A 19,229-nucleotide genomic window follows, 5' to 3' on the forward strand; every position below is an offset into this window, starting at 1 on the left:
GGTGGTCAGGCCCCTGCCTTGCTGAGGACCGTGGGCGCTTCGGCCTCTTCGTGGAATTCGAGCTGGCGGCGCCGGTTCGGGATGAGGCCCTCCGGTCGGAAGCGCATCAGCAGGACGAGTGCGAGTCCGAATGCGAAGAGCTGGTAGTCGTCCAGGAACTGGAGCTTGGACGGGATGAGGTAGAGCAGTGCGGCGCCGACGAGGGGTCCGCTGATGGTGCCCATGCCGCCGAGGACGACCGCCGCGAGGAGGAAGGCCGAGTTGGGCGGGACGACTGCGGCGAACTGGTACTGCTCGGGTGTCACGGTGTAGGTGACGTGGGCCTGGACGGTGCCGGCGAGGCCGGCGAGTGCGGCGCCGAGGGCGAAGGCGATGAGCTTGACGCGGAAGCCGTTGATGCCCATGGCGAGGGCGGCGGTCTCGTCTTCGCGGATGGCGATCCAGGCGCGGCCGATGCGGGAGTCGCTGCTGCGCCGGAAGACGACGACTACTACCAGTGTGATGAGGAGCATCAGCAGGAAGTAGTTGGCGAAGCGGGCGATGGTGAAGCCGGCGAAGGTGTGTTCCTGGCCGAAGTCGAACCCGAGGATGTTGAGGTTCGGGATCGAGGAGATGCCGTTGGAGCCGTTGGTGATGTCGGGGCCGGAGGTGCCGTCCATGTTGAGGACGGCGATCCGGAAGATCTCACCGAAGCCGAGCGTCACGATGGCGAGGTAGTCGCCGCGCAGTCGCAGGGTCGGGGCGCCGATGATGACGCCGAAGATCATGGCGACGACGGCTCCGAGGAGGGCGGAGGCCCAGAACGGCAGCTGGATGTCGAAGGGGGAGGAGGGGGAGCCGGAGACCATGGCCGCGGTGTAGGCGCCGACGCCGAGGAAGGCGACGTAACCGAGGTCGAGGAGGCCGGCGAGGCCGACGACGATGTTCAGGCCGAGGGCGACGGTGGCGAAGATCAGGATGTAGACGCCGATCGTCGCGTACTGGTCGTCGGACTGGGTGAACGGGAAGGCGGCGGCGGCGACGAACGCGCCGATCATCGTCACGTTGCGGTGCTTGGCGGTGAGTGCGGAGACCCGGCCCACGAGGCCGGCCTTCGAGGCTGCGCCGAAGCAGAAGCCCGCGGTGATGAGGAAGCCGATGAACAGTTCGTCGTACTCGGTGCCGATGCCGTAGGTGAAGACGGTGAGGCCGAGGGCGAGTGCGGCGACGATGATCAGGATCTCGGCGTACGCGGGCAGTTGGCGTGCGGGGGTGGCGGTGCCGGAGGCGAAGGTGCCCTTGACGACGGTCCACTGGTTGCGCGCGTTGTGGCGGAACTTGTCCCAGCCGGTGTCGTCCGGGTCGCCGGGCTCGGTCTCGGGTCGTGCGTAGGGCAGTGCGAGGGCGCCGAGGAGGGCGGCCAGGCTGGTGATGCCCGCGATCCAGGCGCCGGGTTCCAGGTTGACGAGGCCGCCGAGCTTGGCGGTGATCGCGATGATCGTGTACCAGGTGGTGGTGAAGGTGCCGAGTGCGGCCAGTTTGAGGGCGCCGTCGGCGCCTGCGGGGGTCAGCCAGCGCAGGCCCTTGACTCCGTACGACGACAGGCCGAGGAGTGCGGTGAGGGCGCCGCCGATGAGGACGAGTACCTGGAGGCCGCCGGGGTAGCCGTAGACGGTGAGGTCGCCGGGGAAGGCGGAGGTCCAGGTCCAGGCCAGGAAGGTGGAGACGACGGTGAGGGCGCCGCCGCCGGTGGCGAGGGCTCGGCCTATGTGCGGGGGGATGCCCACGAGGCTGTGCGGGGTGCCGGCGATCGTCTTGGCGTCGGCCTGGGGTGTGGTGGTCTGTGTGGTCATCGGTGTCACGCCCTGTCCGCCACGCGCTCACCGAGCAGGCCCTGGGGCCTGACGAGGAGCACGAGAATGAGGAGTGCGAAGGCCCAGACGTTGGCCCAGGACTGGCTGCCGAACTGGTCCATGCCGGGGATGTCGCTGATGTAGGCGGTGGAGAGGGCTTCGGCGACGCCGAGGACCAGGCCGCCGAGCATGGCGCCGTAGATGTTGCCGATGCCGCCGAGGACGGCGGCGGTGAACGCCTTGAGGCCGAGGATGAAGCCCATGCGGAACTGGACTTCGCCGTACTTGAGGCCGTAGGCGACGGAGCCGACGGCGGCGAAGGCGGCGCCGAGGGCGAAGGCGACCACGATGATGCGGTCGGTGTTGATGCCCATGAGCTTGGCGGTGTCCGGGTCCTGGGCGGTGGCCTGCATGCCGCGGCCGGTGCGGGTCTTCATCACGAAGTACGCCAGGATCGCCATGCTGATGGGGGCGGCGAGGAGGAGGAAGATGTCACCGGTCTGGATGGTGACGTTGCCGATCTCGAAGGGGCCGCCGTCGATCTGGGGGAAGGTGAGAGAGGACCGGGCGTCGGGGTACCAGGCCCATACCGCCTGCTGGAGGGCGAGGGAGAGGCCGATGGCGGTGATGAGGGGCGCGAGGCGGGGAGCTGTGCGCAGGGGGCGGTAGGCGAATCGTTCCGCGCCGACCGCGACGAGTACGGCGACGAGGATGCCGCCGATGAGCATGAGGGGCAGCGCCACCCACATGGACGTGCCGTCGGGCAGCACGTACAGGTACATGGTGAGGGCGCCGAATCCGCCCACCATGAAGATTTCTCCGTGGGCGAAGTTGATGAGCTGGACGATGCCATAGACCATCGTGTAGCCGATGGCGACCAGCCCGTACATGGATCCCAGTAGCAGGCCGTTGACCAGCTGCTGCGGCAGTTCGTTCACCGCATGTCCTCCGAGACTTCGGATTGTCGAGGGGGTTGACCGGATGTGAGTCCGCGCGGGGCGCCAGTGGTGCGGCGCCCCGCGCGGCTCATGGGTTTAGGTGCGGGTGTGGATCAGCCGGTGTAGGTGCCGGACTTCACGGCCTTCCACTCGCCGCCCTCGACGGCGTAGACGGTCAGCTGCTTGTTGGTGGCGTCGCCGTACTCGTCGAAGGAGACCTTGCCGGTGACACCGTCGAAGGAGACGCCCTGCATGGCTTCGGTGATCTTGGCGCGGGCGTCGTCGGGAAGCTTGCCGTCGTTGTCCTCGACGACCTTCTTCACGGCTTCGATGATCGCCCAGGCCGAGTCGTAGGAGTAGCCTCCGTACGCCTCGTAGCCCTCCTTGTAGCCTGCGGCCTCGTAGTTGGCGACGAACTCCTTGGCCGAGGGCAGTTCCTCGACGGGCGCGCCGACGGAGGTGGCGAGGTCGCCGGTGCTGCCGGAGCCGGCGAGCTTGATGAACTCGCCGCTGTAGATGCCGTCACCGCCGACGAGCGGGATCTTGGCGCCGGCGGCCTTGATCTGCTTGCTGAGCGGGCCGGCCTGGGGGTACTCGCCGCCGTAGTAGACGACGTCGGCGCCGGAGGACTTGACCTCGGTGGCGACCGCGGAGAAGTCCTTGGCCTCGGGGTCGATGTGCTCGGTGCCGACGATCTTGCCTCCGAGCTTCTTGAACTCGGCGGAGAAGGTGGCGGCGAGGCCGGCGCCGTAGGTCTTCTTGTCGTCGATGACGAAGACCTTCTTCTTCTTGGCGTCGTTGTAGACGTACTGCGCGGCGAACGGGCCCTGGATGGCGTCCGTGGTCGCGGTGCGGAAGTACGACTTGTAGGGGCGGGTCTTGGTCTTCTGCCAGTCCGGGCCCTGGGTGAGGGCCGGGTTGGTGTTGGCGGGGGAGACCTCGACGAGTTTGGCGTCGTCGAAGACCTTCTGCATGGACTCGGCGACCGAGGAGTTCAGCGGGCCGACGACGCCGAGGACGTTCTTGTCGGCGACGAGCTTGGTGGCGTTCTGCTGGCCCGAGGAGGGCTGCGCCTGGTCGTCGAGGGCCTCGATCTTGAAGGTTATGCCCTCGACGTACTTGTCCTTGTTGGCGGTCTTGGCGGCGAGGTCCACGGAGTTCTTGATGCCGAGGCCCAGCGCGGAGAGGTCACCGGTCAGCGGGGCGTCGACGCCGATGACGACAGTGGTGCCACCTTCGGCTTCCGAGCCGCCGTTGCCCTCTTCGCGCGAACCGCAGGCGGTGAGAGTGAGTGCTCCCGCCGCCAGCGCGGCGGTGATGGCGATGAGCGAACGTTGACGCACGATCAGTCCTTTCCCTGGCACGGCCCTTCCTGTTGGAAGTGGCCGAGTCGAGCGCTGGGCCGAAGACGTGACTTCGATTCCGTTGGCGCGGTGACTGGCCGTGACTCTAAGCGTGTGTGGGGAACGTGGAGGAGAGTCTGACGAAGGCTGTGACTCTCTTGTTATGACACGAGGTAATGCAGAGCGGTACTCAGTGGGTGGATGCGCGGAATTCAGGCCGATTCGCCCTGTCCACATAGTGAGAACGTGCAGGGTCGGCGCGGGTGTGTTCAGGAGTGTTCAGCTTTTTGGTGATGACGTGGAATCGTTGCCGCAGGCTACTCGAAGAGCGTCGGAGAGGTCTTGTGCGTAGCGCTCGCCCAGGATGAAACTGTGCGCTTCTATTGCGCGCGTATTACGTAGAGTTACATCCAGGAACGGAAGTCCGGCGTTCTCCGGTGCTTTCCCGCATTCGAGGACGCGCATGGTGACGACGATCTTTAGCGCCTCTTTCGTCCCGATCCGGAACGGAGTCCTCGGGGTCGTGCGCAGGGACAGTCCCGCGTAGGGCTGGGTCATCCGGTCCACGGTGACCGCGGGGCCGTACCGCACACTCAGCTCCATCTCGAAGCCGAAGCGGCCGCGCGGCGTCCGGTCGGACCGCGCCACCGGGCCGAGGTAGTCGACCATGACGGCCTGGGAGGGGTACGGCGTCTCGCGCGGCGTCGGCCGCGGTGTCGGTGCCGCTGTGGGTCGGGCCGTGTAGAGGTAGCCGCCGCCGACGAGTACGACCACCGCCGTCGCGCCCGCGAGCACGGCCCGGCGGTGCCGGGCGTACACCTGGGCGTACCGTCCGCGCGGCGGTTCGGGTGGGGACGCGGTGTCCGGGGCCGTCGCGTCGTCCGTCGTGTCCCACGCGCGCGTGCCCTCGCCCGGCTCCACGGGGCCGACCCCGCTCAACTCCAGGGCCCCTCGCCGGGACCGCCCGAGCGGTACCACTCCTGGCAGCCCGTGCGGGCCCGCTGTTCGATCAGCCGCCGGGCGGCGGCGGAACCGGCGCGCTTCTTCTCGGCCCTGGCCTCGTCGACGACCTCCCGCAGGAGGTCGTACTGCCCGTTCGACAGTCCCATGGACTGATAGTCCCCATAGGCGTCGCCGTCCAGCACCTCCAGCGACCAGTGCGTGACGAGTTTCGCGCACAGGTCCTCGGGCGGGGTGGCCGACGGTGACGGCGATCCGCCGTCCCGCGCGGTCGTCGAGGGGCCCGCGGTCCCGTCGGTCGGTCCCGCCCCCGCGCACCCGGTGACCAGGACGCCGATCAGCAGCGCCGGCCCGAGCGCGGCCCCCGGCCAGAGGGCTCCTCCCGTTGCCATGCCCTGACGCTAGAGCCTGTGCGCCCCGGGGGACCAGAGGCGAACAGGCCCTGGCGCCGGCCCGCCCCTCGTCCGTACGTCTCACTCGGCGTTCCGGGCCCTCGCGTCCGGGGCGGCGGGGGCGTCCCGCAGCAGACAGGTCAGCCGGGCCGTGCACACCCTCCTGCCCGCCTCGTCGCTGATGACGATCTCGTACGTCGCCGTGGAGCGGCCCTGGTGCAGGGGGGTGGCGACACCGGTCACCAGCCCGGACCGCGCGCCCCGGTGGTGGGTGCAGTTCAGGTCCACACCGACGGCGATCTTGGAGCTGCCGGCGTGCAGCATGGAGCCGACCGAGCCCAGCGTCTCCGCCAGCACGGCGGACGCGCCGCCGTGCAGCAGCCCGTACGGCTGGGTGTTGCCCTCCACCGGCATCGTGCCGACGACCCGGTCCGCCGAGGCCTCCACGATCTGTACGCCCATCCGGGTGCCCAGGTGTCCGGCGGAGAACATCGCGACCAGGTCGATGCCGAGACTCGCGTACTCGTCGATGACCTCTTGCGGGAACTTCACGTGGTGCTGCTCGCCCATGGGGCTCCGTTCGTCGTCGATCGCCTGCGCCGCCGGCGGGGGTGCGCCAGTGTGCTGAGCAAACGCTCAGTCGGTGGACGATTGTTCCAGACGGACCACGACGGACTTGCTGGCCGGGGTGTTGCTGGTGTCGGCGGTGGAGTCCAGCGGCACCAGGACGTTGGTCTCCGGGTAGTAGGCGGCCGCGCAGCCGCGCGCCGTCGGGTAGTGCACCACCCGGAAGCCGGGCGCGCGCCGCTCGACGCCGTCCTTCCACTCGCCCACCAGGTCCACGTACGACCCGTCGGCGAGCTTCAGTTCCCGCGCGTCGTCGGGGTTGACCAGCACCACCCGGCGTCCGTTCTTGATGCCCCGGTAGCGGTCGTCCAGGCCGTAGATGGTGGTGTTGTACTGGTCGTGCGAGCGCAGCGTCTGCAGCAGCAGACGGCCCTCGGGCAGCCGCGGGTACTCCACCGGCGCGGCCGTGAAGTTGGCCTTGCCGGTGGCGGTGGGGAAGCGGCGCTCGTCGCGGGGGGCGTGCGGGAGGGCGAAGCCGGACGGGTCGGCCACGCGCGCGTTGAAGTCCTCGAAGCCGGGCACCACGCGCGCGATGCGGTCGCGGACGGTCGCGTAGTCCTTCTCGAACTCCTCCCAGGGCGTGCGGCTCTCCTCGCCGAGGACCCGGCGGGCGAGCCGGCACACGATGGCCGGCTCGGACAGCAGCTGCTCGCTCGCGGGCTTCAGGCGGCCGCGTGAGGCGTGCACCATGCCCATGGAGTCCTCGACGGTCACGAACTGCTCGCCGCTGCCCTGGAGATCGCGCTCGGTGCGTCCCAGGGTGGGCAGGATCAGCGCCCGCGCGCCCGTGACGGCGTGCGAGCGGTTCAGCTTCGTCGACACGTGCACGGTCAGCCGTGCCCGGCGCATCGCCGCCTCCGTGACCTCCGTGTCGGGGGACGCCGAGACGAAGTTGCCGCCCATCGCGAAGAACACCTTCGCCTTGTCGTCGCGCATGGCCTTGATGGCCCGTACGACGTCGTAGCCGTGCTCCCGGGGCGGGGCGAAGCCGAACTCCTTCTCCAGGGCGTCCAGGAACGCCGGGGCGGGCCGCTCGAAGATGCCCATCGTGCGGTCGCCCTGCACGTTGGAGTGGCCGCGCACCGGGCAGACACCGGCGCCGGGGCGGCCGATGTTGCCGCGCAGCAGAAGGAAGTTGACCACCTCGCGGATGGTCGGCACCGAGTGCTTGTGCTGGGTGAGCCCCATGGCCCAGCAGACGATGGTCCGCCGCGAGGCGAGGACCATGCGCAGCGCCTCGTCGATCTTCTCGCGGGTGAGGCCGGTCGCGGTGAGCGTCGAGTCCCAGTCGGCGGCGCGGGCGGCCTCGGTGAACTCCTCGAAGCCGTGGGTGTGTTCGGCGACGAACTCCTCGTCGACCGCGCCCTCGGTCTCCAGGATCAGCTTGTTCAACAGCCGGAACAGGGCCTGGTCGCCGCCGATGCGGATCTGGAGGAACAGGTCGGTGAGGGCGGCGCCCTTGAGGATGCCCTGCGGCGTCTGCGGGTTGTTGAACCGCTCCAGCCCGGCCTCGGGCAGCGGGTTCACGGTGATGATCTTCGCGCCGTTGGCCTTGGCCCGCTCCAGCGCGGAGAGCATCCGCGGGTGGTTGGTCCCCGGATTCTGCCCGGCGACGATGATCAGATCGGCCTTGTAGAGGTCTTCCAGCAGGACGCTGCCCTTGCCGATGCCGATGGTCTCGTTGAGCGCGGAGCCCGACGACTCGTGGCACATGTTGGAGCAGTCCGGCAGGTTGTTCGTGCCGAACTCACGGGCGAACAGCTGGTACAGGAACGCGGCCTCGTTGCTGGTGCGCCCTGAGGTGTAGAAGAGCGCCTCGTCGGGGGAGGCGAGGGCCTTCAGCTCCTCGGCGACGATGTCGAAGGCGCGGTCCCAGGACACCGGCTCGTACCGGTCGCCGCCCTCGGGGAGGTACATGGGGTGGGTGAGCCGCCCCTGCTGTCCCAGCCAGTAGCCGCTGCGCGTGGCGAGATCGGCCACGCTGTGGGCGGCGAAGAACTCGGGGGTGACCCGGCGGAGCGTGGCCTCCTCGGCGACCGCCTTCGCGCCGTTCTCGCAGAACTCCGCCGTGTGCCGGTGGTCCGGCTCCGGCCAGGCGCAGCCCGGGCAGTCGAAGCCGTCCTTCTGGTTGACCCGCAGCAGCGTCAGCGCGGTCCGCTTCACGCCCATCTGCTGCTGCGCGATCCGCAGGGTGTGCCCGATCGCCGGCAGCCCCGCCGCGGTGTGCTTGGGTTCCGCGATCTGGGGCGCGTCCTGAACCGGATCATTCTTCGGCGCCTTGCCGGCCATGGCTGCTCCCCATTCGCATACGTGCTCGTCGGGCGGGTGGCTACAGCTCCGATCCTCGCACGTGTCATCACCCCCGAACGAGGCCGACCACTGATCGCGACGACGGGGGTGATGACCGGGCCGGGGGAGGGGCGAGGTGGTGAAAGTCCGGGAGCGGGTTGTGGCGAGCGGCGGCGGTGACGGGGCGGAGCGGGGACTGCGGCGGGCGGGGCCGGTTGCCACGGGCGGTCGACGGCGCACGCCGGTCGGTGGCGCACGCCGGTCGGTGGCGCACGCCGGTCGGTGGTGGGAGACGGGCGGCCAGTGCCACCATGCGCTGCCTGCGCTGCCTGCGCTGCCTGCGCTGCCTGCGCTGCCTGCGCTGCCTGCGCTGCCTGCGCTGCCTGCGCTGCCTGCGCTGCCCGGCGGTGACCGCGGCGGTGCCCGTGCTGCCGGCGGTGACCGCGTCCCTCGGCGGTGCCTGGGTGCCCCGGTGCTGCCCGCGCTGCCTGGCGGTGATCGCGTCCCCCGGTGCTGCCCGCGTTGCCTGCGCTGCCCGGCGGTGCCTGCGGCGTCCGGTTCGTGTCCGGCGGTGCCCGACGCGTCCGGTCGTGTCCGGTGGGGTCCGCGGTGTTCGTCGTCCGAGACAACCCGTCACCCCGGTCTCGGTCGGGGCTCCGTACGTCCCTGGGGTCCGGGTGTCAGTGGTACGTGGCAGGATCGGGGGCGTGGCAGAGACAGGATCGAAGAAGACCGACAGCACCCCCGGCGGCAGCCGTCCCCGGCTCATGCTCATGGACGGGCACTCGCTGGCCTACCGCGCGTTCTTCGCGCTGCCCGCGGAGAACTTCACGACGGCGACCGGCCAGCCGACCAACGCGATCTACGGCTTCGCGTCGATGCTGGCGAACACGCTGCGCGACGAGGCCCCCACCCACTTCGCGGTCGCGTTCGACGTCTCCCGCAAGACCTGGCGCTCGGAGGAGTTCACCGAGTACAAGGCGAACCGCTCGAAGACCCCGGACGAGTTCAAGGGCCAGGTCGAGCTGATCGGCGAGCTGCTCGACGCGATGCACGCCGTCCGCTTCGCCGTCGACGGCTTCGAGGCCGACGACGTCATCGCCACCCTCGCCACCCAGGCCGAGGCCGAGGGCTTCGAGGTCCTCATCGTCACCGGCGACCGCGACTCCTTCCAGCTCGTCAGCGAGCACACCACCGTGCTCTACCCGACGAAGGGCGTCTCGGAGCTGACCCGGTTCACCCCGGAGAAGGTGTTCGAGAAGTACGGCCTCACCCCCGCCCAGTACCCGGACTTCGCGGCCCTGCGCGGCGACCCGTCCGACAACCTCCCCGGCATCCCCGGCGTCGGCGAGAAGACCGCCGCGAAGTGGATCAACCAGTTCGGCTCGTTCGCGGACCTCGTCGAGCGCGTCGAGGAGGTCAAGGGCAAGGCCGGGCAGAACCTCCGCGACCACCTGGAGGCCGTCAAGCTCAACCGCCGCCTCACCGAGATGGTCCGCACGGTCGAACTCCCCAAGGGCGTGGGCGACCTGGAGCGCGCCGCGTACGACCGCAAGGCCGTCGCGATGGTGCTGGACACCCTGGAGATCCGCAACCCCTCGCTGCGCGAGCGTCTGCTCGCCGTCGACCCGGGCGCGGAGGAGGCCGACGCCGCCTCGCCGGCCGCCCCCGGCGTCGAGGTGGACGGCACGGTCCTCGCCTCCGGCGAACTGGCCCCCTGGCTCACCGAGCACGGCACGGACGTCCTCGGCGTCGCCACCGTCGACACCTGGGCGCTCGGCACCGGCTCGGTCGCCGAGGTCGCGCTCGCCGCCGCCGGGGGAGCGGCCGCCTGGTTCGACCCGACGCAGCTGGACGAGACCGACGAGACGGCGTGGGCGACCTGGCTCGCCGACATCGCCCGGCCGAAGGTGTTCCACAACGCCAAGGGCGCGATGCGGGTCTTCGCCGAGCACGGCTGGACCGTGGACGGCGTCTGCATGGACACCGCGCTCGCCGCCTACCTGGTCAAGCCGGGCCGCCGCTCCTTCGACCTGGACGCGCTCTCCCTGGAGTACCTGGGCCGCGAGCTGGCGCCCGCCGCGACCGCCGACGGCCAGCTGGCCTTCGGCGCGGACGAGGGTGCCGAGGCCGACGCGCTGATGGTGCAGGCCCGCGCGATCCTCGACCTGGGCGAGGCGTTCGGGGAGCGGCTGGAGGAGGTCGGCGCGGCGGAGCTGCTGCGTGACGTGGAGCTGCCCACCTCCGCGCTGCTGGCCCGGATGGAGCGCCACGGCATCGCGGCGGACCGGGCACATCTGGAGGCCATGGAGCAGATGTTCGCGGGCGCCGTGCAGCAGGCGGTGAAGGAGGCGCACGCGGCGGCGGGGCACGAGTTCAACCTGGGCTCGCCCAAGCAGCTCCAGGAGGTCCTCTTCGGTGAGCTGGGCCTGCCCAAGACCAAGCGCACCAAGACGGGCTACACCACGGACGCGGACGCCCTCGCCTGGCTGGCCGGCCAGACGGACAACGAACTGCCGGTCATCATGCTCCGCCACCGCGAGCAGGCGAGGCTGCGGGTCACCGTCGAGGGCCTGATCAAGATGATCGCCGGGGACGGCCGGATCCACACCACCTTCAACCAGACGGTCGCCGCCACGGGCCGTCTCTCCTCCGTCGACCCGAACCTGCAGAACATCCCCGTCCGCACCGACGAGGGCCGGGCCATCCGCCGCGGCTTCGTCGTCGGCGAGGGCTTCGAGTCCCTGATGACGGCGGACTACAGTCAGATCGAACTGCGCGTCATGGCCCACCTCTCCGAGGACGCGGGCCTGATCGAGGCGTTCACCTCCGGCGAGGACCTGCACACGACGGCCGCCGCGCAGGTGTTCGGCGTCGAGCAGTCCGCCGTCGACGCCGAGATGCGCCGCAAGATCAAGGCGATGTCGTACGGCTTGGCCTACGGGCTGTCCGCGTTCGGCCTCTCCCAGCAGCTGAACATCGAGGCGGGCGAGGCGCGGGCCCTGATGGACGCGTACTTCGAGCGGTTCGGCGGCGTACGGGACTATCTGCGCCGGGTCGTGGACGAGGCGCGGGCGACGGGATACACGGCGACGCTCTTCGGGCGCCGGCGCTATCTGCCCGACCTCAACAGCGACAACCGGCAGCGCCGGGAGGCCGCGGAGCGGATGGCTCTGAACGCGCCGATCCAGGGCACCGCCGCCGACATCGTCAAGATCGCCATGCTCAACGTGGGCCGCGCCCTGGACGAGGCGGGCCTCGCCTCCCGCATGCTCCTCCAGGTCCACGACGAAATCGTCCTGGAGATCGCCCCCGGCGAACGGGAGCGCACGGAGCAGATCCTCCGCCGGGAGATGGCCGACGCGGTCGACCTGAGGGCCCCGCTGGACGTCTCGGTGGGCTACGGGCCGGACTGGGAGTCGGCGGCGCACTAGCGACCGCGATGCGGCGGCTGGGGGCGGGCCGTCCAGGTGTGCATTGTCGGGCGCGGCTGCGTGGGGCTTCCCGCGCAGTTCCCGACGGCGGGGCCGTGGGAGGAAAAGCACGGGGCGCAGCCCTGCTTTTCAGGGGCGCGGGGAACTGCGCGACCGGCCCCCACCGGAGCCGCACCCGACAACGCACCCCACGACGGTCCGAACCCGAACCCACATCGCCCGGCCCCCGCCCCCAGCCCCCGTCGCAGTCACCCGACCAGCCCCCACCACCGCGCCCCCGCCCGAGCACAGCCGCAAGGATGCCCGCATGGGCATACGCACGCTCCGCCGTCGTACAGCGACAGCTGCCACCCGCCTGTCAGGGGTGCGAACCCGCCTCACCCGGGGCCCCTGGACCCGCACCCGCGTCCGGCGGCCGCACAGCCTCTACCCCTGGCCGCTGACCCACCCCCTCGCGGCCCTCCTCGGCCACGTCCCGCCGTACGCGCCACGCGCCGCCAGACCCCGCATCCCCAGCGGCGCCCCGCCCCGGCGCCCGGCACTCAGCGGCGGACCGGACTGTCCGCCTCCGCCTGCGCGTCGGCCGCGGGCGCCGCAACGGCAGGAGCCGGGCGCCGCGCCCTGACGCCGACGCCGTAGAGGACCACGCCGACCACCAGCCCGGCGCCCGCCCCGAAGCACAGGGTCGGGATCACTTCGTACGGCTTGGCGACCGACCCCCAGTACGCCCACCACCGGGCCACCCGCTGCACCGCCGCCACCAGCGCGCACCCGCCGATGACGACGCCCGCCACCCACCGGTCGGCCGAGGAGAGCACCGGCACGCCCACGGGCTCGCCCGCCGGCTGCCGGCGCAGCGCCCGTACGACGAAGACGGCGAGGACGACCGCCGCGACGGCGGAGCCGCAGTACTGGAGGTACCAGTAGAGCGGCGAGCCCGCGATCTCCTCGCCGAGGACGGGGAAGAGCCGCATCCCCCACCGGTCGAGATGCGTGAACGCGTCCCACACCACATGCGTCAGCGAACCGAGGGCGGCCGAGACGTACCACCACAGCGCGACCGAGGGGCTGAACCGCCGCGCCCCCGTCCCGCACCGCACCAGCGCGGCCACCCTCCCCTGCCGCCCTCTCGGCAGCAGCGCCACCAACGGCTCCCGGAGCACCAGCCACAGCCCGACCAGCGCCCAGGTGACGAGTACGTCGACGGTGAAGACCCCGGTGAAGGAGTGCGTGACATCGCCGAACTGCATGGCCTCGGGCAGCACACTCGCCGCGTAGTAGGTCATGTCGGGCGCGAACGAACCGGCCACGAGTACCGAGGGCACCAGGGGCCCGCGCCCGGTCCCGTTCCCTCGCAGGGCGGGCAGTACGGCGGCCGCGTGGCTGAGCGTGAAGGGCAAGTCGTCCCCCTGTGACGGACTTTGGCCGGACGGGTCGACCGGCGATGACCGGTCGCCAGTATGCGTGAAGGGGGCGCGGCCCTCCGGAAGACGCCCACCGACAGGAAACCGACAAGGCCAATCGGTGAATACCGGGCACGAACGGGTGTCCGGGCGACGGAAGTTGTCGTAGGGTCGCCTGGGCCGTCGTGCCGGTCGGCGCGTTGGTCACCGGAGTTCTGGAAAAAGGAATGCCGGAACAGCGCAACCAAGACCGGAACTCCGGAGTCGGTGTACCTGGGCGGGGAAGCCGGTCCGGCGAAACCGGAAGAAATGCCCGAGACATCACGAGACGGGAAGAACGCCGAGGCGTTCGGTCACCGGGAGGGGTTCACTCAATGGCGGCGCAGTTCGGTTTGAGGCTCCGCAAGGGGGCGGCCACGACCGCCCTGGCCGCGGCCACGGTGGCGGCGCTCGCCGCCTCCCAGGCCCCGGGAGTGACCACCGACAGCGCGGGCAGACAGACCACGGGTTCGCCCTCCCCGGAGATGAGCACCCAGGCCGACGAGACGGCCACCGGCAACTCGCGGTACTACACGGACCTTCCACCCCTCGACAGCCCCACCCCGACGACGGGTCCGGGCGACACCTCCGGCACCGCCGGCGGTAGCGAGAGCGGCATACCCGCGACCGTCCTCGACGCCTACAAGAAGGCCGAGGCGTCCCTGCGCGCGTCCAAGCCCGGCTGCAACCTGCCCTGGCAACTCCTCGCAGCCATCGGCAAGGTCGAGTCCGGCCAGGCTCGCGGCGGCCGTGTCGACAGTGAGGGCACGACGATCGGCAAGATCCTCGGCCCCCAGCTCAACGGCAACGGCTTCGCGAACATCAGCGACACCGACAACGGCGCCTACGACGACGACAGCACGCACGACCGCGCGGTCGGCCCCATGCAGTTCATCCCCTCCACCTGGGAGTGGGCGGGCCGCGACGGCAACGACGACGGTGCCAAGGACCCCAACAACATCTACGACGCCGCCCTCTCCGCCGGCCACTACCTGTGCCGCTTCGACTGGGACCTGTCGAACGACGCCAACCTGCGCAGCGCGATCCTCAGCTACAACAACTCGACGGAGTACTACAACACCGTCATGAGGTGGCTGGAGCACTACCGCAAGGGCACGCACGAGATCCCGGACGGCACAGGCTCCCTGCCCCAGACGCCGAGCGGCGGCAACGGCAACAACACCGGCGGCGGCTCCACGACGAGCCCCAGCCCCAAGCCGTCGGGTCCGTCCAAGCCGTCCAAGCCGTCCAAGCCGGGGAAGCCCGGCACCGGCGAGCCGGGCGGTGGCGGCAGCGGCACCCCGAAGCCGCCCACCACCACACCGCCGGGCACGCCCACGGACTCGGTGCACCACCTGGAGAACGCGGGCGCGTCGAACCTCACGGCCATGGCGGGGGACACCTTCACCGGCAGGCTCGCCACCCGCACCGAGACCAAGGCCGGCAAGGCCGTCGCGAAGGTCCGGGTCCGGTTCACCGTCGTCGGCGGCACCGACACCACGTTCGTCGGCGGTGAGAAGGTGGCCACCGTCATCACCGACAGCACGGGCAAGGCCACCGCCCCCGCGCTCGTGGCCGGCGAGAAGACCGGCACCATCACCGTCCGGGCCACCGTCGTGGGCCGCTCCGTGACCGCCCTCGACCACAAGGTCACCGTCACCGCCCGCCGGGCCGACGCCCTCGCCCGCACCGGCACCACCCCGCTGACCTGTGTGCCCAACGGCGAGTTCGCCGAGCAGATCGAGGTCAAGGCCACCTACAAGGGAGAGGTCGCCGACAAGGTCGCCGTCAGGGCGACCCTGATCAAGTCGCTCCTCGACCCCACCGCGAACGACAAGGGCCCCTACTTCGACAAGGACGCGGCGGGCAACCCCGTACGCACCCTGACCGGCCTGGAGACCGACGCCGACGGTGTCCTCAAGCTCCCGAAGCTCTACTCCGACGACGCCACCGGCACGTTCCTGCTGCGCATCGAGACCGAGGGCGGCGCGACCCTCACGCTCGAACTGAAGGTGGAGGCCCCGGCCGAGCCCACCGAGCCGGCGGAACCCACGGAGCCGGCGACGCCGAGCCCCAGCGCGTCCTAGACGCGAGTCCCGGACCCTCGGCCGTCCGTACGGCCACGGCGGCGCCCCTCCTCCACGAGGGGCGCCGCCGTCGTCCGTGCGCGACGTGTTCTCATCTGGCCCGCCCGTTGCTACGGTGCCGGACCTGATGACCTATCAGTTCCCGTCATGGGGGCCGTAGTCGGGAGGTCCGTATGCGCGCCCTGATCGCCGCCGCGAGCGGTCTCGCCCTCGCCCTCGCGCTGGTGTTCACGCTCACCGCACTGGGCTCACCGACGGGCAAGACGTCACCGAAGCCGCTGCTGACGACGGTCCCCGCACATCCGTGACCGCCAGGGAGGGAGGCCCGAGATGCGCCGTAGGGCCGGTCTGATCCTGCTCGCGCTCGCCGTGTTCTTCACCGCGCTGTCCCCACTGCTGCGCTGGTACGCCTTCCCGAACCTGGCCAAGATCCCGGCGAACCAGTACCAGGACATGGTCCTGGAGGCCAAGGACGCCACCCTCCTCGACTACGGCACGATGACCGCCCGCACCGTCCCGAAGGTCACCATCGTGCAGACCCTCAAGGGCAACGTGGAGGCCTCCGAAGAGATCGAGAAGAGCACCGACCGGGACGTGGTCGTCTGGGACGGCCTGTCGTACGTCCAGGGCCCCGACGGCGAGATGGTCTCCCGCATCCCCGAGCGCTACATCTTCGACGCCCACACCCAGGAACCCGTCCACGCCGAGGGCGAGATGGTCGACGGCGACCCCGTACGGCGCCGGGGCCTTGAGTTCAAGTGGCCCTTCCTCACCGAGAAGCGGGACTACGAGTACTTCGACGCCCAGGCCCGGATCACCGCCCCCATCCACTACAAGGGCACCCAGGACTTCCGCGGCGTCGAGGTCTACTACTTCGAACAGACCATCCCCTGGACCGAGGTCCCCTTCCCCCGCACCATGCCCGTGGAGGGCATCACGCGGGAGACGGTCGCGCAGACGGGCACGACCCGCTGGTACACCACGGTCCGCAAGTTCTGGGTGGAACCGGTCACCGGTGCCCCCGTCTACGGCGAGGAGATCCACAAGGAGGAGCTGCGCGGCGGCACGCTGCTCGGCGACCGAGAGAAGGTGACGGCCTTCGCCGGACACGTGAAGATGCGCGAGGACTACATCGAGCACACCGTCGACCTGGTCAAGTCCCAGCGCCTCCTCGTCCTCCTCATGACCTCCTACCTCCCCTGGGGCTTCCTCGGCCTCGGCCTGCTGCTCCTCGCCCTCTCCCTCTACGTCGAGGCCCGCGGCCGCAGGTCCGGCGAACCGGAGTCCGCGAGGCCCCCGGCGTCCGAGCCGGTCAACGCCTGAGCCGCGCGTTGGTGTACCGGGTGGGCTCGGCCGTCGCCGGGTCCTCCGGCCACGGATGCCTGGGGTACCGGCCCCGCAGCTCCGCCCGGACGGCCCGGTATCCGTCCCGCCAGAACGAGGCGAGATCGGCGGTGACGGCCGCGGGCCGCCCGGCGGGGGACAGCAGATGCACCAGCACCGGCACCCCGGCCAGCACGGGCGACTCCCGCAGCCCGAACATCTCCTGCAACTTCACCGCCAGCACCGGCTGTTCGGGCCGCGAGTAGTCGACCCGGATCCGGGACCCGCTCGGCACCTCGATCCGCTCGGGCGCCAGCTCGTCCAGCCGTACGGCGTCCCCCGCGGCCCACGGCAGCAGCCGCCTCAGCCCCTGCCCGGCGTCGATCCGCCCGAGGTCGGCCCGCCGCCGGGCCCGGCTCAACTCGGGCTCCAGCCACTCCTGCACGCGCGCGTGCAGGGCACTGTCGGACACATCGGGCCACGGTTCACCGAGCCGTTCCCTCAGGAACGCCAGCCGCTCCCGCAACCGCGCCGCGTCCTCGGACCACCGCAACAGCCCGAACCCCTCGTCCCGCAGCCCCTCCAGCAACGCCTCCCGCACGCGCGCGGGCGCGGCCTCCCGCAACGGTCGCACCGCCAGCTCCACGGCCCCCAGCCGCTCCACCCGCCGAGCCACCACGTCCCCGTCCCGCCACACGACCTCCTCGTCCCGCTGGTACAGACCCCCGGCCGCCTCCCGGGCGACGCCCTCGTCGATCGCGACCCCGAGCCGCACGCGCGCGTGCCCGCCGCCCACCGCCCGATCGGCGACGGCCACGGCGATCCAGGGCCCCTCGCGCAACCCGGACCCCTCCGGCACCTCGGCCCGGGTCCCGGACACCATGAGGAACGCCCCACCGTCACGTCGGGCCACCCGCTCCGGGAACGCCAGGGCGCCCACCACCCCGACCCCGAGATCGCCCCCGGCAACCGCCGCCGTCCCACCGCTCGCAGCGTCGCCGCGCGGTTCGCCCGGTGGGGAGCCGGGCGCGGGCGGCGACGCGGTCCGCAGGCGCCGGGCCTCCGCGCGCCAGCGGGCCGTGTAGGCGTCGCCCCCGCGCCGGGCGCGGCGCAACGCGGCCGCCAGGTCGTCGCCGTACTCCCGCGGCGGCTCCTCGCTCAGCAGCGCCACGACCTCCGCCGCGAGCTCGGCGCCCACGAGCGGCGTCGCGTCGAGGAGGGCCCGGGCCAGCCGGGGATGCAGGCCCAGGCGGGACATGCGTACACCCCGTTCCGTGGCGTGACCGGCGGAGCCGACCGCCCCGATCGCCGAGAGCACGCTGCGCGCCGCCGCCATCGCCCCGCTCGGCGGCGGGTCCAGCAGCGCGAGTCCCGTCGCCTCCGGGTCGCCCCAGCAGGCCGTCTGCAACGCGAACGCCGTCAGGTCGGCCACCTTGATCTCCGGCGCGGGGAAACTCGGCAGCCGGGCGTCCTCGGCCTCCGCCCAGCACCGGTAGACGACCCCCGGGGCTTCGCGCCCCGCCCGCCCGGCCCGCTGCCGCCCGGCCGCCCGTGAGGCCCGCACCGTCGTCAAGGCGCCGAGCCCGCGCGCGTGGTCGACCCGCGGCTCCCGCGCGAGCCCCGAGTCCACGACCACCCGTACTCCGGGCACCGTCAGCGAGGACTCCGCGACCGACGTCGCCAGGACCACCCGCCGCCGCTCCCCGCCCGCCAGCACCGCGTCCTGCACCGCGGCCGGCGCCCGACCGTGCACCTGGAGCACGTCCACGTCACCGAGCCCGCCCAGCTGCCCGGCCACGCGCGCGATCTCGCCCACGCCCGGCAGGAAACACAGGACGTCACCCTCCCGTTCGGCCAGCGCCCGCCGCACCACCGACGCGACATGCGTCAGCGCCGCCGGGTCCACCCGCATCCCGTGCGGCGGCCGCACCGGACGGGCCGGCGGCGCCCACACCACCTCCACCGGATACGCCACGCCCTCGGCGGCGACCACCGGCGCCCCGCCCAGCAGCCGCGCCCAGCCCTGCGCGTCGGTCGTCGCCGACGCCGCCACCAGCCGCAGCTCGGGCCGCAGCGCGGCCCGCACGTCCAGCAGGAACGCCGCGACCGTGTCCGCGTCCAGATGCCGTTCGTGGCACTCGTCGAGCACGACGACGTCGACGCCGGGCAATTCCTGGTCCCGCTGCAGCCGTTGCAGCAGGACACCGGTCGTGACGACCTCCACGCGCGTGCGGCGGCCCACGACCCGTTCGCCGCGCACGGTGTACCCGACGCTGTCGCCGACCTTCTCGCCCAGCAGCCACGCCATCCGGCGGGCCGCCGCCCGCGCCGCGATCCGACGGGGCTCGGCCACGACCACCCGACGCGCCGGCCGGCCGTCGCCGTTCAGCAGCCCCGCCAGGGCCAGCGGCACCAGCGTCGTCTTCCCGGTGCCGGGCGGCGCCACGAGGACGGCGGTGCCGTGCCCCTCCAGGGCCTCCTCCAGAGCGGGCAGGGCGGCGCGCACGGGCAGCGCGTCCAGGGCGTCGTCACGGATCACGCCCCCAGTGTGTCGCGTGCCCG

Annotated in this window: 13 protein-coding genes; 4 read left to right on the forward strand and 9 right to left on the reverse strand. The window is 71.6% G+C overall.

The features are described from left to right. Window positions 1-5: 5 nt before the first annotated feature. From ACZ9QC_RS31770 to ACZ9QC_RS31800, 7 genes are all read right to left on the reverse strand, one after another. Window positions 6-1,832: a branched-chain amino acid ABC transporter permease gene (locus tag ACZ9QC_RS31770; RefSeq protein ID WP_472916243.1), complete on the reverse strand. Its 1,827-nt coding sequence runs from the start codon at window positions 1,830-1,832 to the stop codon at window positions 6-8. A 5-nt stretch (window positions 1,833-1,837) separates the two neighbouring features. Then, window positions 1,838-2,770 (reverse strand): branched-chain amino acid ABC transporter permease, encoded by a 933-nt coding sequence (locus ACZ9QC_RS31775; RefSeq protein ID WP_472916244.1) that lies wholly within the window; start codon window positions 2,768-2,770, stop codon window positions 1,838-1,840. Window positions 2,771-2,883: 113 nt separating this feature from the next. Then, window positions 2,884-4,113 (reverse strand): branched-chain amino acid ABC transporter substrate-binding protein, encoded by a 1,230-nt coding sequence (locus ACZ9QC_RS31780; protein ID WP_472916245.1) that lies wholly within the window; start codon window positions 4,111-4,113, stop codon window positions 2,884-2,886. A 279-nt stretch (window positions 4,114-4,392) separates the two neighbouring features. Next, on the reverse strand, window positions 4,393-5,052 hold the full coding sequence (locus ACZ9QC_RS31785) for a Tat pathway signal sequence domain protein (protein ID WP_472916246.1): 660 nt from the start codon (window positions 5,050-5,052) through the stop codon (window positions 4,393-4,395). Next, window positions 5,049-5,465, reverse strand: a complete 417-nt coding sequence (locus ACZ9QC_RS31790; RefSeq protein WP_472916247.1) for a hypothetical protein — start codon at window positions 5,463-5,465, stop codon at window positions 5,049-5,051. Before ACZ9QC_RS31790 ends, ACZ9QC_RS31785 begins: the two co-directional genes overlap by 4 nt. An 81-nt stretch (window positions 5,466-5,546) precedes the next feature. Continuing rightward, complete coding sequence (locus ACZ9QC_RS31795; protein ID WP_215454578.1) at window positions 5,547-6,035, reverse strand: hotdog fold thioesterase; 489 nt, start codon at window positions 6,033-6,035, stop codon at window positions 5,547-5,549. A 66-nt stretch (window positions 6,036-6,101) separates the two neighbouring features. Then, a complete protein-coding gene (locus ACZ9QC_RS31800; protein WP_472916248.1) occupies window positions 6,102-8,381 on the reverse strand; it encodes an FdhF/YdeP family oxidoreductase in 2,280 nt (759 codons plus the stop codon). Window positions 8,382-9,088: 707 nt separating this feature from the next. Between ACZ9QC_RS31800 and polA the strand changes: the two genes are divergently transcribed. Further along, entirely contained in the window at window positions 9,089-11,815 is a 2,727-nt protein-coding gene (gene polA, locus ACZ9QC_RS31805; RefSeq protein WP_472916249.1) for a DNA polymerase I, read from the forward strand. A gap of 542 nt (window positions 11,816-12,357) precedes the next feature. On the opposite strand, the gene ACZ9QC_RS31810 is transcribed toward polA, so the two are convergent. Next, complete coding sequence (locus ACZ9QC_RS31810; protein ID WP_472916250.1) at window positions 12,358-13,215, reverse strand: DUF4184 family protein; 858 nt, start codon at window positions 13,213-13,215, stop codon at window positions 12,358-12,360. Between the two features lie 377 nt (window positions 13,216-13,592). Between ACZ9QC_RS31810 and ACZ9QC_RS31815 the strand changes: the two genes are divergently transcribed. From ACZ9QC_RS31815 to pgfA, 3 genes are all read left to right on the forward strand, one after another. Further along, window positions 13,593-15,344 (forward strand): lytic transglycosylase domain-containing protein, encoded by a 1,752-nt coding sequence (locus ACZ9QC_RS31815; protein WP_472916251.1) that lies wholly within the window; start codon window positions 13,593-13,595, stop codon window positions 15,342-15,344. A gap of 173 nt (window positions 15,345-15,517) precedes the next feature. Beyond that, a complete protein-coding gene (locus ACZ9QC_RS31820; RefSeq protein ID WP_184895373.1) occupies window positions 15,518-15,652 on the forward strand; it encodes an SPW_0924 family protein in 135 nt (44 codons plus the stop codon). 22 nt (window positions 15,653-15,674) lie between these two features. After that, on the forward strand, window positions 15,675-16,667 hold the full coding sequence (gene pgfA / locus ACZ9QC_RS31825) for a cell envelope lipid trafficking protein PgfA (RefSeq protein WP_472916252.1): 993 nt from the start codon (window positions 15,675-15,677) through the stop codon (window positions 16,665-16,667). On the opposite strand, the gene hrpB is transcribed toward pgfA, so the two are convergent. Further along, window positions 16,657-19,206, reverse strand: coding sequence for an ATP-dependent helicase HrpB (hrpB, locus tag ACZ9QC_RS31830; RefSeq protein ID WP_472916253.1), 2,550 nt, complete (start codon window positions 19,204-19,206; stop codon window positions 16,657-16,659). The genes pgfA and hrpB overlap by 11 nt on opposite strands. Window positions 19,207-19,229: the final 23 nt, after the last annotated feature.

It is taken from the genome of Streptomyces sp. HUAS MS02 (genome assembly GCF_055702265.1).

Excerpts from the sequence above, each read along its gene's own strand:
- ACZ9QC_RS31795 (WP_215454578.1), bottom strand. The coding sequence starts at position 6,035 with ATGGGCGAGCAGCACCACGTGAAGTTCCCGCAAGAGGTCATCGACGAG.
- ACZ9QC_RS31790 (WP_472916247.1), bottom strand. The coding sequence starts at position 5,465 with ATGGCAACGGGAGGAGCCCTCTGGCCGGGGGCCGCGCTCGGGCCGGCG.
- pgfA (WP_472916252.1), top strand. The coding sequence starts at position 15,675 with ATGCGCCGTAGGGCCGGTCTGATCCTGCTCGCGCTCGCCGTGTTCTTC.
- ACZ9QC_RS31800 (WP_472916248.1), bottom strand. The coding sequence starts at position 8,381 with ATGGCCGGCAAGGCGCCGAAGAATGATCCGGTTCAGGACGCGCCCCAG.
- ACZ9QC_RS31770 (WP_472916243.1), bottom strand. The coding sequence starts at position 1,832 with ATGACCACACAGACCACCACACCCCAGGCCGACGCCAAGACGATCGCC.
- ACZ9QC_RS31820 (WP_184895373.1), top strand. The coding sequence starts at position 15,518 with ATGCGCGCCCTGATCGCCGCCGCGAGCGGTCTCGCCCTCGCCCTCGCG.
- ACZ9QC_RS31815 (WP_472916251.1), top strand. The coding sequence starts at position 13,593 with ATGGCGGCGCAGTTCGGTTTGAGGCTCCGCAAGGGGGCGGCCACGACC.